Origin of the sequence: Sphingomonas sp. SKA58 (assembly GCF_000153545.1) — a bacterium.
In the GTDB taxonomy this organism is placed as follows: domain Bacteria; phylum Pseudomonadota; class Alphaproteobacteria; order Sphingomonadales; family Sphingomonadaceae; genus Sphingobium; species Sphingobium soli.
In genome coordinates, this window is record NZ_CH959306.1 from 1,194,487 (window position 1) to 1,208,554 (window position 14,068).

Annotated in this window: 12 protein-coding genes; 5 read left to right on the plus strand and 7 right to left on the minus strand. The window is 65.4% G+C overall.

Annotation, left to right across the window (positions count from 1 at the left end; all coding sequences use genetic code 11):
• Positions 1 to 59: 59 nt before the first annotated feature.
• Genes ileS through SKA58_RS06350 form a run of 3 tightly spaced genes read left to right on the plus strand, consistent with a single transcriptional unit; the run spans position 60 to position 3,945 of the window.
• Positions 60 to 3,026, plus strand: coding sequence for an isoleucine--tRNA ligase (gene ileS / locus SKA58_RS06340; protein WP_009821558.1), 2,967 nt, complete (start codon positions 60 to 62; stop codon positions 3,024 to 3,026).
• A complete protein-coding gene (gene lspA, locus SKA58_RS06345) occupies positions 3,023 to 3,535 on the plus strand; it encodes a signal peptidase II (RefSeq protein ID WP_009821559.1) in 513 nt (170 codons plus the stop codon). The genes ileS and lspA overlap by 4 nt, the downstream gene beginning before the upstream one ends.
• A complete protein-coding gene (locus SKA58_RS06350; protein ID WP_009821560.1) occupies positions 3,532 to 3,945 on the plus strand; it encodes a DUF3035 domain-containing protein in 414 nt (137 codons plus the stop codon). The genes lspA and SKA58_RS06350 overlap by 4 nt, the downstream gene beginning before the upstream one ends.
• Before the next feature lie 3 nt (positions 3,946 to 3,948).
• Here SKA58_RS06350 and SKA58_RS06355 read toward each other — a convergent pair whose 3' ends face one another.
• The 6 genes from SKA58_RS06355 to SKA58_RS06380 form a co-directional block, all read right to left on the minus strand.
• The gene (locus tag SKA58_RS06355) at positions 3,949 to 5,436 is read right to left on the minus strand and encodes a DUF4403 family protein (protein ID WP_009821561.1); all 1,488 of its coding nucleotides are present in this window, start codon (positions 5,434 to 5,436) and stop codon (positions 3,949 to 3,951) included.
• A 96-nt stretch (positions 5,437 to 5,532) separates the two neighbouring features.
• A complete protein-coding gene (gene dxs, locus SKA58_RS06360; protein ID WP_009821562.1) occupies positions 5,533 to 7,452 on the minus strand; it encodes a 1-deoxy-D-xylulose-5-phosphate synthase in 1,920 nt (639 codons plus the stop codon).
• A 60-nt stretch (positions 7,453 to 7,512) separates the two neighbouring features.
• Positions 7,513 to 7,977: a Fur family transcriptional regulator gene (locus tag SKA58_RS06365; RefSeq protein WP_009821563.1), complete on the minus strand. Its 465-nt coding sequence runs from the start codon at positions 7,975 to 7,977 to the stop codon at positions 7,513 to 7,515.
• A gap of 46 nt (positions 7,978 to 8,023) precedes the next feature.
• The gene (locus tag SKA58_RS06370) at positions 8,024 to 8,350 is read right to left on the minus strand and encodes a DUF423 domain-containing protein (RefSeq protein ID WP_009821564.1); all 327 of its coding nucleotides are present in this window, start codon (positions 8,348 to 8,350) and stop codon (positions 8,024 to 8,026) included.
• The gene (locus tag SKA58_RS06375) at positions 8,347 to 10,137 is read right to left on the minus strand and encodes a cation:proton antiporter domain-containing protein (protein WP_009821565.1); all 1,791 of its coding nucleotides are present in this window, start codon (positions 10,135 to 10,137) and stop codon (positions 8,347 to 8,349) included. The genes SKA58_RS06370 and SKA58_RS06375 overlap by 4 nt, the downstream gene beginning before the upstream one ends.
• Positions 10,137 to 10,559, minus strand: a complete 423-nt coding sequence (locus SKA58_RS06380) for an iron-sulfur cluster assembly scaffold protein (RefSeq protein WP_037542672.1) — start codon at positions 10,557 to 10,559, stop codon at positions 10,137 to 10,139. Before SKA58_RS06380 ends, SKA58_RS06375 begins: the two co-directional genes overlap by 1 nt.
• A 109-nt stretch (positions 10,560 to 10,668) precedes the next feature.
• Here SKA58_RS06380 and SKA58_RS06385 point away from each other — a divergent pair, with 109 nt between their 5' ends.
• The gene (locus tag SKA58_RS06385; protein ID WP_009821567.1) at positions 10,669 to 11,124 is read left to right on the plus strand and encodes a YaiI/YqxD family protein; all 456 of its coding nucleotides are present in this window, start codon (positions 10,669 to 10,671) and stop codon (positions 11,122 to 11,124) included.
• On the plus strand, positions 11,124 to 12,311 hold the full coding sequence (locus SKA58_RS06390) for an NAD(P)/FAD-dependent oxidoreductase (protein ID WP_009821568.1): 1,188 nt from the start codon (positions 11,124 to 11,126) through the stop codon (positions 12,309 to 12,311). Before SKA58_RS06385 ends, SKA58_RS06390 begins: the two co-directional genes overlap by 1 nt.
• 20 nt (positions 12,312 to 12,331) lie before the next feature.
• Here the strand turns inward: SKA58_RS06390 and SKA58_RS06395 are convergent, their stop codons facing one another.
• Complete coding sequence (locus tag SKA58_RS06395) at positions 12,332 to 14,029, minus strand: GAF domain-containing hybrid sensor histidine kinase/response regulator (RefSeq protein ID WP_009821569.1); 1,698 nt, start codon at positions 14,027 to 14,029, stop codon at positions 12,332 to 12,334.
• Positions 14,030 to 14,068 lie beyond the last annotated feature (39 nt).

Sequence of the window (14,068 nt, forward strand, 5' to 3'; positions counted from 1 at the left end):
AACGCTTCTCGGCTTCGCTCGAAGCTGCTCGAACCGAACGGGCCAGAATAAGCGCGCCCATGACCGACCAGCCTGCCCAGAAAACCGAAGACTATAAGTCCACCGTCTTCCTGCCCCAGACCGACTTTCCGATGAAGGCGGGCCTGAGCGCGAAAGAGCCGGCGATTGCCGCGCGGTGGGAGGCGATGGACCTCTATGGCAAGCTGCGCGAGAAGCGCGCGGGGCGCGAACGCTTCATCCTGCATGACGGCCCGCCCTACGCCAATGGCGACATCCATATGGGCCATGCGATGAACAAGGTGCTGAAGGACATCATCGTTCGCTCGCAATCCCTGCTGGGCAAGGATGCGCCCTATGTGCCCGGCTGGGACTGCCACGGTCTTCCCATCGAATGGAAGATCGAGGAGGAATATCGCAAGAAGAAGCTGAACAAGGACGAGGTGCCCGCCGCCGAGTTCCGCGCCCAGTGCCGCGCCTATGCCGACAAATGGGTCGGCGTGCAGCGCGAGCAGTTCAAGCGGCTGGGCATCATGGGCGATTGGGAAGACCCCTACCTCACCATGAAGTTCGACGCCGAGGCCACCATCGTGGGCGAGTTGCTCAAGTTCGCGGAGAGCGGCCAACTCTATCGCGGCGCGAAGCCCGTCATGTGGTCCCCGGTCGAAAAGACCGCGCTGGCCGAGGCGGAGGTCGAATATGAGGATGTGACGTCGACGCAGATCGACGTGGCGTTCGAGATTGTGGAAGCGCCCAATGCGCCGGAACTGGTTGGCGCGCATGCGGTGATCTGGACGACGACGCCCTGGACGATCCCCGTGAACCAGGCTTTGGCCTATGGGCCGGAGGTTGAGTATTCTGTTGGCCTCTTGTTCGAGGGCGAGGCTGGCTACGTCCAACCCGGCCAGCCAATGCCGGTCATTAAAGAACGAGGACTTTATCTCATAGCGACGGCCCTAATTCCTGCGTTTGAGGAACGGTTAGATCGAACATTCCATGTGAAAGGGACCGTCAAAGGCTCCGACCTCGTCGGTGCCGTGGCCCGCCACCCGATGCACCATCTCGGCGGCTTCTTCGCCAAGCCGCGTCCGTTCCTGCCCGGCGATTTCGTTACCACCGACGCCGGCACGGGTCTGGTTCATATGTCGCCGGACCATGGCGAGGACGACTTTGCGCTGTGCAAGGCGCACGGGATCAACCCCGTTTTTGCGGTCGAGGGCGACGGGAAATATCGCGCCGACTGGGCATGGCTCGGCGGGCAGGGGAGCGTCATCAACCCCAAGTTCGTGAGCAAGGACGGGCCGATTTGCACCGACTTGGCGCAAGCCGGGGGGCTGCTCGCGGCGTCGGACGATTTCCGGCACAGCTACCCGCACAGCTGGCGGTCGAAGGCGAAGATCATCTATCGCTGCACCCCGCAATGGTTCATTCCTATGGACCAGCCGCAGGGTAAGCGCGGCGTTCTCGACAAGCTCGAACCGAACGGCGGTGGGAGCGAGGTCCATAATACTCCGTTTGGTTCGAACAGCGTCGAGCGAAGCCGAGAAGCGTCCGTCGAGAACTCGTCGAACGGCGCAACCCTACGCGAAATCGCGCTCGACGCGATCGCGCATACCCGCTGGGTGCCGGAGCGATCGACCAACCGTATCCGGTCGATGGTGGAGGGCCGCCCCGACTGGGTGATCTCCCGCCAGCGCGCCTGGGGCGTGCCGATCGCGCTCTATGTGCATCGCAAGAGTGGGGACTATCTGGTTGATCCAGCGGTCAATGCCCGCATTGTCGAAGCCTTCAAGGCTGGCGGCGCGGATGCGTGGTTCGGCGCGGATCATCAGGCGCTGCTTGGCCCCGACTATGATCTGGCCGACTATGAGGTCGTGAACGACATTCTGGACGTCTGGTTCGACAGCGGATCGACGCACAGTTTTGTGGTCGAGGGCCGCTATGGCGAGGGCGCGCGCGCGGACCTCTATATCGAGGGGTCGGACCAGCATCGCGGCTGGTTCCAGTCGTCGCTGCTGGAAAGCTGCGGCACGCGGGGCCGGGCGCCCTACAAGGCGGTACTGACCCACGGCTTCGCGCTCGACGGCACGGGCAAGAAAATGTCCAAGAGCCTTGGTAATGTCGTAGATCCGCTCAAGATCATGAGCGAGAGCGGCGCGGACATTTTGCGCGTCTGGGTCGCGAGCACCGACTATTTCGATGACGTGCGCATCGGCAAGGAAGTGCTGGCTGGCGCGTCGGACGCCTATCGCAAATTGCGCAATACGTTCCGCTACATGCTGGGCGCTCTGTCCGATTATGATGAAGAGACGGAAGCGGTCAGCTATGCCGAAATGCCGGAGTTGGAGCGGTATATGCTCCATCGGCTGGCGGCGTTGGACGCGGAACTGCGCGCGGTGGTGGACAAGAGCAAGGGCAGCGAGAACTGGCTGGAATTCAGCCGCTACAGCCGGGCGATCTTCGATTTCGCCAATAGTGACCTTTCTGCCTTCTTCTTCGATATCCGCAAGGATTGCCTCTATTGCGATGCGAAGTCGGACCCCAAGCGCCGCGCCTATCGCACCCTGCTCGACACGCTGTTCCACGCGCTGGTCCGCTATGTCGCGCCGATCATCCCCTTCACGGCCGAGGAAGTATGGCAGAGCCGCTTCCCAAGTGCCGACGACAGCGTCCATTTCCTGGAATGGCCCGAGGTCGATGCGCGCTGGATCGACGGCGATCTGGCGGACAAATGGGCTGAGCTTCGCGACCAGCGCGAACAGGTGAACGAGGCAATCGAGCCGCTGCGGCGGGACAAGATCGTCCGGTCCAGCCTGGACGCCGACGTGAGCATGGGCGAATTGCTGCCGGTGGGCGATGTCGATTTCGCTGAAGTGGCGATCGTCGCGCGCGTGACCATGGGCGAGGGCGACGGCATCATCGTGCGGCCGAGCGAATGGCATAAATGCGGGCGATGCTGGCGCAAGCTGCCCGAAGTGACGCAGGACGGCGCGCTGTGCGACCGTTGCGCGACGGTGCTGGGAGCATGAGCGGCGTCAATCACCGCCCGCTGGGCCTGACGGTGGCGATCGTGACGCTCGCGCTCGACCAGCTGATCAAATATATCGTGACCTATCCGCTGGCGCTGCAAAGCCGGGCGGATGAGGGGATAGACCTGCTGCCGATATTCCGCCTGCGCTGGCTGGAGAATAGGGGCGTGTCGATGGGCTTTTTCCACGCGGATACCGACGCGATGCGGTGGGCGCTGGTGGGCATGACCTTTCTGATCGCCACCTTCGTCGCGGTGTGGATGTGGCGGGAAAAGGCGCGGCAGGACGTTGCGGCGCTGGGCCTGGTGCTGGGCGGGGCGATCGGCAATATCGTCGATCGCGTGCGGCTGGGCTATGTCGTCGATTATGCCGATCTGCATTTCGGCGAATGGCGGCCCTTCCTGATTTTCAATCTGGCGGATGCCGCCATCACCATTGGCGTGCTGATCCTGCTTGCGCGGGCGCTGCTGCTGCGCGACAAGGGCGCAAAGACGGAGACTTTGAAGTGAAGCGTAAACTGATCCTCGCTGCCGGCCTGATTGCAACCCTGTCGGCCTGCGGCGGCGGCCGTGGCCTAGCGGGGCGCGACCGTCCCGATGAATTCGCCGTATCGCGTCAGGCGCCGCTGGTCGTGCCGCCCGATTTCGCGCTGGTCCCGCCCGCGCCCGGCACGCCGGCTGCTGCGTCAGTGGATGCCAGCCAGGAAGCGATGCAGGCGATGTTCGGTGGTCCCGCCCAGCGCAGCGCCGCGGAGAGCGGTACGCTGACCCAAGCCGGGCGTGCCGATGCCGCCGCCGGTATCCGCTCGCAGGCGGGCGACCCCGATACGCAGGTCGTGAACAAGGGCAACACCACCCGCGACATCATTGCCGCGCCCGAAGGCGATGGGCAGGACGCGCGCGCCGCGGTTCCGCAATAATCGTCAGCGCGGCTGGTAGCGAATTTGTGCCTTGCCGGTCGCGCGGACCGGCAGGTGCAGTCCCTGGCCATAGGCGTGGATCTGGCCGATCTCATAGCGGTCGGCCCTTGCGCGGATAACGAAATCGCCGATCTGTTTGTCGGCGATGGCGCGGGCAATCTTGCCCTTGAGCTCCGCGATATCCTTGGCGAAATTCTGACTCAACGCTGCGGCGATTAGGTTGGAGAAGCCCGGCGCCTGCGCGATGGCGAGCGCGGTATCGCCGCCCGCCCCATCGGTGTCGCCGGTGATGACCGGATCGACGAAATCCACCTTCGGGGAATTGGGTGCGTTGACGGGCCGCGCCGCCAGCCAGATGCGCCCATGGGTGTCCTTTCCCTCAACACGGGCGGCGATATCCACGCCCACGGCGATGCGGCCGCCGGTTGCGCCATAGCAGGTCACATTGGAAAAGCGCGCGCGCACCGTACCGAGCGCAGGCAGGGTGAAGGGACGTGCCGCACGTTTGTGGAGTGCGCGCTGGATCACGGGTTCCAGCGTGCGATAGTCCGACGTGACGGGCAGGAAAAAGCGCAGGCCGTCGTTGATGTCCGTTCGGTCGAGCGGGGGAAGCGGCGTCGGCCGCGGCGGATCTGGACGGGCAACGCCCACCAGCGTCTGCGTCACCGCCTCCAGCCCCAGGTCGAGCCGCAACGTGCGCCCGTCCATGCGATAGCCATTATAGAAGATGCGTTTGGGCGCCACGCGCATCCAGACCGCGGGATTGCGCTGGTTGAGTTCCAGCGTCGCGAATGCGCCGCGCCATGCTGCCTCCGCCTTGGCGCGAAGGTTGAGTTGCGCCAGTTCGCGCGGCAGGTCGCGTTCGAGGCGCGCGACGATCGGGCGCAGCCTTTCGTCGGCCTCATCGGTGAAGCGGATGCGCTGACCCAGAAAATCGATGCCCGGCGGCGTCGTCCAGTCATAATGGAGGTCGATTTTGCCGGTGGGCGTCCAGTCCCGCCCGATGTCGAGCCGGATTCGCGCCTGCACCCGCGCCGTGCCGGTGGCGGTTTCCCCTTTCAGCACACCCGCCACGTCGCGGGCGCTGATGCGAGCATGGACGGGAAGGTCTGCGATGATCGTGCGCCCTTCGCCGTGCAAGGTCACCGGGCCGCGCGTAACCTCCCCGATGATGGTGCAGCCGATGGGCGGCGTGACGTTCAGTTCCTCGCCAAAGACGCGCAGTTTTTGCGGAGGTATGCAGCGAGGCTCCGGGCGGTTGATCGTCCATAAGGTGCGCGGCACGGCCTTTTCAATCGCCGCGCGCAGGGCGTCGGCGTCGGCGTCGATCGGCACGGCGATGACGGATGTTTCGCGGGGAACGGGAACGGGATCAGACGCGCGTTGCGGGGCGAGATCAGTCGGCTTTTGCTGGCAGGCGGCGAGCAGCAGCAGGGCAAGCGGCGTTCCACGACGAAAGGACGGCCAAACCGCCCGCAGACCGCTGTGCAACTGCCCCTTCTCCTATTCTCTGGTCCGCGGCGGCGCAGGGCCGCCGCGGTGAAAGGAAGACAGTCAACGGGCGAAATGGTTCCGCGCCAGCGTCATTCAGGCGCGCGCACCGGCCCCCACGCTGTTGTGGCGTAGCGCGGTCAGTACCGTGTCGATGATGCCGTCGGCGTCCAGACGGGCCATCGCATATTGTTTTTCCGGCTTGTCCTGATCCTGAAACAGGTCGGGCAGGCGCAGCGTGCGCAGTTTCAGGCCATTGTCGATGAGGCCAAGGTCGCTCGCCAGCGTCAGGACATGCGCGCCAAGGCCGCCGACCGCGCCTTCCTCTATGGTGACGGCGACGTCATGGGTGGTCAGCAGCTTGCGGATCAGCGCTTCGTCCAGAGGCTTGGCGAAGCGCAGGTCGGCGACGGTGGTGGAGAGGCCCTTGGCCTCGAGCGCGTCCGCAGCCTTCATTGCTTCCTCCAGTCGGGTGCCGAGCGAGAGGATCGCGACCTGACGCCCTTCGCGCACGATGCGGCCCTTGCCGATTTCCAGCGCCTGCGGCTGTTCTGGCAATGGGATACCGGTGCCGTTGCCACGAGGATAGCGCACGGCGATGGGGCCGCTGTCATGGATGGCGCAGGTGCGGACCATATGGACCAGCTCCGCCTCATCGGCCGCGGCCATCACGACCATGTTGGGCAGGGTGGCGAGATAGGTGACGTCGAAGCTGCCGGCATGGGTCGATCCGTCCGCGCCAACGAGGCCCGCGCGATCGATGGCGAAGCGGACGGGCAGGTTCTGGATCGCCACGTCATGCACGACCTGATCATAAGCGCGTTGCAGGAAGGTCGAATAGATGGCGCAGAAGGGGCGCATGCCCTGCGCCGCCAAGCCTGCCGCAAAGGTGACGGCATGTTGTTCGGCGATGCCGACGTCAAAGATCCGATCGGGGAAGGCGGCCTGGAACTTGTCCAGTCCCGTGCCCGACGGCATGGCCGCGGTGATGGCGCAGACAGCGGGATCGCGCTGCGCCTCGGCGATCAGCGCCTTCGCAAAGACATTGGTGTAGCTGGGCGGTCCGGGCGGCGCCTTGTCCTGCGTGCCGGTAATGACGTCGAATTTCTGGACGCCATGATATTTGTCCGCCGCAGCCTCTGCCGGGGCATAGCCCTTGCCCTTTTGCGTGACGACATGGACCAGGCATGGCCCTTGGGCCGCGTCGCGCACATTTTCCAGCACCGGGATCAGCTGGTCGAGATTATGGCCGTCGATGGGGCCGACATAATAGAAGCCCAGTTCCTCGAACAAGGTGCCGCCCATCGCCATGCCGCGCGCAAACTCGTCGGTCTTGCGCGCCGCATTGTGGAGCGGGCGGGGCAGCTTGCGCGCCAGTTTCCTGGCGAGATCGCGCAGGCCAAGGAATTCGCGGCTGGAGACGAGGCGGGCAAGATAGGCGGACAGGCCGCCGACCGGTGGGGCGATCGACATGTCATTGTCGTTGAGGATGACGACCAGGCGGTTGCCCGCGTCGCGGGCGTTGTTCATCGCCTCATAGGCCATGCCCGCCGACATGGCGCCATCGCCGATCACCGCGATCGCCTTGCCCGGCTTGTCCTGCATCTTGTTGGCGATGGCAAAGCCCAGCGCCGCGCTGATGGAGGTGGAGCTGTGCGCCGCGCCGAAGGGATCATAGTCGCTTTCCGCGCGCCTCGTGAAGCCGGACAGGCCGCCGCCCTGGCGCAGGGTGCGGATGCGGTCGCGCCGCCCGGTCAGGATCTTGTGAGGATAGCATTGATGGCCAACATCCCAGATGAGTTTGTCATCGGGCGTATCGAACACATAATGGATCGCCGCGGTCAGCTCCACCACGCCCAGGCCCGACCCCAGATGGCCACCGGTGACGCCCACGGCAGCGATGGTTTCGGCGCGCAGTTCGTCGGCCAGTTGGCGCAGCTGTTCGGGCTGCAGCTTGCGCAGGTCGGCCGGCCAGACGACCTGGTCGAGCAGCGGGGTTTCGGGGCGATCAGTCATGATGAGGCATAGTCTCCGCTGCGCGTCCGGCCTTGCGCGGGCCGGGCGTCCTTATCGTCATCAGGCCGCGCACTTGGCGCACAGGCCCAGTATCTCGATGACGGGGCGTTCGGGGTGGAAGCCATCCTGTTGCGCAATGGCGCGAACCTGGCCTGTCACTGTGTCGTCATCGACATGGGTCGCCTGCTTGCAATTGCGGCAGACCATGAAGATGCAGTCATGGTGACAGCCCGGATGGGCGTTGGCGATATAGGCATTGGCGCTTTCGACACGCATCGCGACATTATTGGTCACGAACAGGTCGAGGATGCGATAGACGCTGTTGGGCGCGACGCGCTTGCCGCGCGCTTTCGACACGGTGTCGGCGATGTCATAGGCCGACGCGGGACGATCTTCGGACGCCAGCGCATCGAATATGGCGGCGCGCATCGGCGTCCATTGCTCGTTCTTCGCCTCCAGCGTCGCGCGGGCGGCATCGGCCAGCTTCGCGCCGGTCGGTTCGTGATGATGGTGGTGGTTGGCCATAAGATCCAATCTATGCGCAGTCGCCGGATCGGGCAAGGGCGGCGCGTCAGCGCTGCCCGAAGGTCCAGGCGGCCCACAGCCAGGCTGCGATCATCAGCGCGCCGCCGATCGGCGTCACTGCGCCCAGCCAGCGTGGACCGCCTAGCGCCATGATGTAGAGCGAGACGGCGAAAATCGTCGCGCCCGCAAGCATCAGCGCGGCCGCGCCACGCGCTGTGCCCACGACCGCGAGCGCCGCGACGGCGTGGACAAGCTGATACAAGCCGCCGGTGCGCAGCCATTCGGCGGCTTTGGGATCGGCGACGCCATGCGCGCCAAATGCGCCTGCGCCGATGGCAAGTGCCGCAGAGAGGCAGGCCAGTATCGCGATCATGCGCCGTCTCCATCCCCGCGGCTGAGCAGCCGCATGCCATTGCCAGGGCGGTACATCAGGTCCTTGGCCGCGAGCAGCGTACCATGCTCGATCTGGAGCGCCATGCGCTGGTCGTCATTTTCGCGATATTGGCGCTCCACTTCCTCCACCTCCTTGGGCGGGACGCCCAGCGTCTCCATCGCTTGCACGCCCATGCAGATGGCCGATTCATAGACTTCGCGCACGACGCCGGCGAGGTCGATATCCTTGAGCGCCAGCACCTGCCGCCGGTCGAAGGCGCGCACCATGATCGCGGCCTGCGGGAAGGCCTCCGCGATGGGCTGGAGCGCGCGCGAATCAAGGCTGGGATCGTCGATGCAGAAGGCGATCAGCCGCGCTTCATCCGCGCCCGAACGGCGCAGCAGATCGATGCGCGTGCCATCGCCATAATAGACCTTCATGTCGAAGCGGCTCGACACTTCGATCTGGGCGGGCTTCTTGTCGATCAGCACGACGCCAAAGCCGTGGCCCATCAGCATCTGCGCGACGGTCTGGCCAAAGCGGCCATAGCCCACGATGATCGCCGATCCGCGCGGCGCATCCTCCGGTCCCGGCAGGTCATAGCGTTCCTTGTCCCTGGCAAATTCAAAGCGGCGGGCAAACAGCATCAGGAACGGCGTGGTCGCCATGGAAAAAGTGACGATGGCGCTGAACAGGCTGGCGGCCTGGGGCGCGATCAGCAGTGCATTTTGCGCCTGGGTGAAGAGGACGAAGCCGAATTCGCCGCCCTGGCTCAGCAACAGGCCCGCGCCCAGCGCCTGTTGCCAGTTCATGCCGAACAGGCGGCCAAGGCCGGTGATAATCGCTGCCTTCGTCGCGACCAGGATCGCGGCCATGGACAGAACGAACAGCGGATTGGCGATGACGGCGCCAAGGTCCAGAACCATTCCGACCGCGAGGAAGAAGAGACCAAGGAGGATCGAGCGGAAGGGTTCGACGTCGGCTTCTATCTCATGGCGATAGGGTGAATCGGCCAGCATGACGCCGGCGACGAAGGCGCCGAGCGCGGTGGAAAGATGCAGCGCGTGCATCAGCGCGGCGGCAGCCAGCACGGTGAAGAGGCCAACCGCGACGAACAGTTCGCGCTCGCCCATACGCCCGACCAGCGAGAGGAGCGGACGCAGGATGAAGCGGCCGGCCAGGACCAGCCCGGCGATCGCCGCGACGGTGTAGCCCGCCATCACCCAGCCGGGCGGACCACCGGCATCGGCCGGGTTGCGCGACAGGGCCGCGATGATGGTGATGAGCGGGACGATCGAAAGATCCTGGAACAGCAGGATCGAAAAGACCTTTTCCCCGAAGGGCGAGTTGATCCGGCCGCTGGATTTGAGGCCCGGCAGCACCTGCGCGGTGGAGGATAGGGCGAGGGGCAATCCGAGCGCGATGGCCGCGCCCCAGCTGAAGCCGGTCGAGTAGAAGATGATCGCGGTCAGCACGCAGCCGCAGGTCACGACCTGCGCAAGGCCGAGCGCGAAAATGTCGCGCTTCAATCGCCAGAGCCGCGCGGGGTGGAGTTCCAGCCCGACGAGGAACAGCAGCAGCACGATGCCGATTTCCGCGATGGCGAGTTTCGATTCGCCGCCGCCGACCAGGCCAAGCCCCTGCGGCCCCACGAGCGCACCCGCGACGAGATAGCCGAGCACCGCGCCAAGGCCAAAGCGGCGGAACAGCATGACGAAGGCGACGGCCGCGCCGAGCAGGATGACGCCTTCGCTTAGCAGCATGTCGGTGGCGCTGGTCGTTTCCATCAAGCGTCCGCCATCCGCGCGGCTTCCGCAATGGCTTCAAAGCCCAGGCGAATGGAGGCGTGGCGCGCGGGATAGCCGCGCGCCGGCGCCAGCACCGCCAAGCCGGGCCAGAAATCCAGATCCTCGCTTTCGCCCGCCAGATAGGCGGTCAGGCGATCGCGCGCGTCCGTTAGTTCATCTGCGGTGAGGCCGATCGCCTGCGCGGCCATCAGCGCGGCCGACGCCTGCCCCAAGGCGCAGGCCTTTACGTCAAGGCCGAGTTGCGCGAGCCGGCCATCGGTCATGCGCACGTCCGCCGTCACCCGCGATCCGCAGGTCGCCGAGCGCTTCTCCACACTGGCCTGCGGGTCGGCAAGGCGCTGATGATGCGGGATGCTGGCGGCGAGCCGCAATATGTCTGTATTGTAGAGGGGGGCGCTCATACCGCCGATGTAGGACAGGAATGCGATTTGCGGAAGGCAGGGAAGGATGCTGGGATGAAATAAGCCGCCGCCATTGTTTCGCCGGGCCGCGCGGCCTATCGCGGGCGGCATGAATATCCTGGTCGATGCCGATGCCTGCCCCGTCAAGGACGAAATCTACAAGGTCGCCTGGCGGCATGAGGTGCCTGTCACCATCGTCAGCAACAGCATCATCCGCGTGCCGGCGCATCCGCTGGTGGAGCGGGTGGTGGTGAGCGACGGGTTCGATGCGGCCGACGACTGGATCGCCGAGCGGGCAAGCGGGCAAGCCATTTGCATTACCGCCGACATCCTGCTGGCGGACCGGTGCCTGAAGGCGGGGGCGCAGGTGATCGCGCCCAATGGCAAACCCTTCACCACCAGTTCGATCGGCGCGGCGGTCGCGACGCGGGCGATCATGGCGGATTTGCGCGCGGGGGCGGTCGGCGATGCGATCGGCGGGCCGCCGCCCTTTTCCAAAACGGACCGGTCGCGATTCCTCTCGGCGCTGGATGAGGCGCTGGTGCGCCTGAAACGGGGGCGCTGATGGTGAGGCCAGTCGAGCAGTCATGGGACGCGATCATCCTGGGCGCGGGCGCGGCGGGCATGATGTGCGCGGCGGTTGCGGGGCAGCGGGGACGGCGCGTGCTGCTGGTCGATCATGCCGATGCACCAGGCAAGAAAATTCTGATTTCGGGCGGCGGTCGGTGCAATTTCACCAATATCCATACCGCCCCCGACCGCTATCTATCGGCCAATCCGCATTTCGCCAAGTCCGCGCTGGGACGTTACAGCGCGCAGGATTTTCTGGCGCTGGTCGAGCGTCATGGCGTTGCCTGGCATGAGAAAACGCTGGGGCAATTATTCTGCGACGGTTCGGCGCGGCAGATCGTGGCGATGTTGCAGGCCGAATGCGATGCGGGTGGCGTCACCATGATTCTGGGCGCGGCCGTGACGAACATCGACCATGGCGACGGCCAGTATCGCGTTCACGTGGGCGAGCAGGAGCATCGCGCGCCTGCGCTGGTGCTGGCGACCGGCGGTCCATCCATTCCCAAGCTGGGCGCGAGCGGCTTTGCCTATGATGTGGCGCGGCACTTTGGCCTGTCGGTGGTGCAACCGCGCCCGGCGCTGGTGCCGTTTACGCTGGGACCGGACGATGCGCTGTTCCAGGCGCTGTCGGGCGTGTCGGCGGATGTGGGCGTGCGATGGGGCAAAACCCGCTTTCGCGAGGCCGCGCTGTTCACGCATCGCGGCCTGTCGGGGCCGGCGATGTTGCAGATCAGTTCCTATTGGCAGCATCGCACGCCGATCCAGGTCGATTTTCTGCCGGATCGCGGTGCGGACTGGCTGCTGGAGGAAAAGCGGGCGCGACCGCGCACGCAGATACGCAAGCTGCTGGGCCAGGCGTTGCCCGAACGGTTGGCCGACGCTCTGCTGGAACGGGCCGGGGTGCAGGGGGAGCTGGGCGCGCTGAGCGACAAGGCGTTGCGGCAATTGACCGCGCGACTGGCGGACTGGCCCTTCACGCCGTCGGGGACGGAGGGCTATGCCAAGGCCGAAGTCACGGTAGGGGGCATTGCTACAGCCGGCCTGTCTTCCCGCACGATGGAAGCAGCGCGGGTGCCCGGCCTTTATGCCATCGGTGAGGCGGTGGACGTGACCGGATGGCTGGGCGGCTATAATTTCCAATGGGCCTGGGCGAGCGGCTGGGCGGCGGGGCAGACGCTCTGAGCCTATGGCGGCGGGTGATGTCAGGCGCGCTGGGCGCGCGCGGCTGAGATGCTGGCTTGCAGGTGCGACGGGCGGAAGGGCTTGGACAGGCGCACGATGTCGGGCGCGATCAGGTCTATGCCCTGATAGCCCGAAATGATGAGCAAGGCGATGTCCGGATGGTCGCAGCGCAGCCGGATCGCCAGTTCGGCGCCGGTCATGCCTGGCATCACATGGTCGGTGACGACGATGTCGGGGCGATAGCCCGCGTCGATCATGCTCAGCGCCAGTTCGGCATGATCGACGTCGACGACATCATAGCCCATCTCGGCCAGCATATCGCGCGTGCTGGCGCGAACCAGCGCATTGTCGTCGACGAGGAGCAGCTTCCCGGTCTGGCGGCGTTCGCCCGGTTGCGGCTGGTCGGGATCGCCGGTTTGTGCAATATTCTGTTCCACCGGCAGCCATAGCAGGATGGCGGCGCCCGCGCCTTCTTCACTGTCGATCTGGAGCGTGCCGCCAAGCTGGCCAGCCAGGCCGTGCGCCATCGACAGGCCCAGGCCATGACCCCCCGTCTTGGTCGTAAAAAATGGCTCTATGGCAGCCTTGCGCACATCTGGCGTCATGCCGGTGCCAGTGTCCCGGATGGTGATGCGGACATAGTCGCCCGGCGCGAGGCCTTGGGGTGGCGAAAGCCGCTCGGCTTCGATGGTAAGCGTGCCGCCATCCGGCATCGCATCGCGGCTGTTGATCGCCAGGTTCAGGATCGCCAGCTCGAGCTGGTTGGCATCGGCATGAACCGGGGGAAGGTCGGCAGGCAGGTCAGTCGACAGCGTGATGCGCGGGCCGAGCGTGCTGGCAAGCAGCGCCTCCATCCCCGCAAGGAGATCGGGCAAGTGGACCGCGGTGGGCGAAAGGGGCTGGCGACGGGCGAAGGTCAGCAGCCGCTGCACCAGGATCTGCGCGGACTCGGCCGCCTGCAGCGCCATGCCGGCATGACGGTCAATCGATTCGGGGGTGCGCCGTGGCGACAGGATGAGATCCAGGCCGGCGATGATCGGGGTCAGCAGATTATTGAAGTCATGGGCGACATGGCCGGTCAGTTGTCCCATCACCTCCATCTTCTGAAGCTGGCGCAGCATGTCCTGCGACTGTTCCAGTTCCTGCGTTCGTTCCTGCACCCTCTGGTCAAGCTGGTCATTGAGCGATTCGAGCGCAGCGAACAGCCGCCCATTTTCCAGCGCAGTGGCGGCAGCGCGGGCCAGCGCTTCCAACAGGGCAATTTCATTGTCGGTCGGCTCGCCCTGTTCGGACCAATAGGCGCCGACCGCCGCCGTCGCTTCGCTGCGGCCGATCGGCACCATGACCAGAGAGCGCACGAAGGTCTGTTCATAGGCCGCCACCGGCACGCGCGCATCGTTGAATATGTCGGGAATGATGGCGGTTTCGCCATGGCGCATGGCCCATCCCGACACGCAATTGCCGGCGGGAAAACGCTGCCCCGACCAGAGGGGCGCCATCGCATCCTCAGCAACATAATGGCACAGGCCGCCTTCGCGCAGGATCACCGCAATGCCGTCCGCGCCCACCGCGCGGCGGGCAAAGGCACGCAGCACATTGACGATCGCATCGAGCGACCGTGCGCCAGCAAGCGCTTCCATCGCTTCGGCCGCGATTGTCCATCGCGCAGCCAGCGCCTTTTGCTCCGAACTGCGCACGCTCATCAGTTCCCTGGTCATTGGCTGCCCTCTTCCAAAGAGTCGGCGGCCCTTATATCA

Excerpts from the sequence above, each read along its gene's own strand:
- ileS (WP_009821558.1), top strand. The coding sequence starts at position 60 with ATGACCGACCAGCCTGCCCAGAAAACCGAAGACTATAAGTCCACCGTC.
- SKA58_RS06395 (WP_009821569.1), bottom strand. The coding sequence starts at position 14,029 with ATGACCAGGGAACTGATGAGCGTGCGCAGTTCGGAGCAAAAGGCGCTG.
- SKA58_RS06390 (WP_009821568.1), top strand. The coding sequence starts at position 11,124 with ATGGTGAGGCCAGTCGAGCAGTCATGGGACGCGATCATCCTGGGCGCG.
- dxs (WP_009821562.1), bottom strand. The coding sequence starts at position 7,452 with ATGACTGATCGCCCCGAAACCCCGCTGCTCGACCAGGTCGTCTGGCCG.
- SKA58_RS06370 (WP_009821564.1), bottom strand. The coding sequence starts at position 8,350 with ATGATCGCGATACTGGCCTGCCTCTCTGCGGCACTTGCCATCGGCGCA.
- lspA (WP_009821559.1), top strand. The coding sequence starts at position 3,023 with ATGAGCGGCGTCAATCACCGCCCGCTGGGCCTGACGGTGGCGATCGTG.
- SKA58_RS06380 (WP_037542672.1), bottom strand. The coding sequence starts at position 10,559 with ATGAGCGCCCCCCTCTACAATACAGACATATTGCGGCTCGCCGCCAGC.
- SKA58_RS06365 (WP_009821563.1), bottom strand. The coding sequence starts at position 7,977 with ATGGCCAACCACCACCATCATCACGAACCGACCGGCGCGAAGCTGGCC.
- SKA58_RS06375 (WP_009821565.1), bottom strand. The coding sequence starts at position 10,137 with ATGGAAACGACCAGCGCCACCGACATGCTGCTAAGCGAAGGCGTCATC.
- SKA58_RS06385 (WP_009821567.1), top strand. The coding sequence starts at position 10,669 with ATGAATATCCTGGTCGATGCCGATGCCTGCCCCGTCAAGGACGAAATC.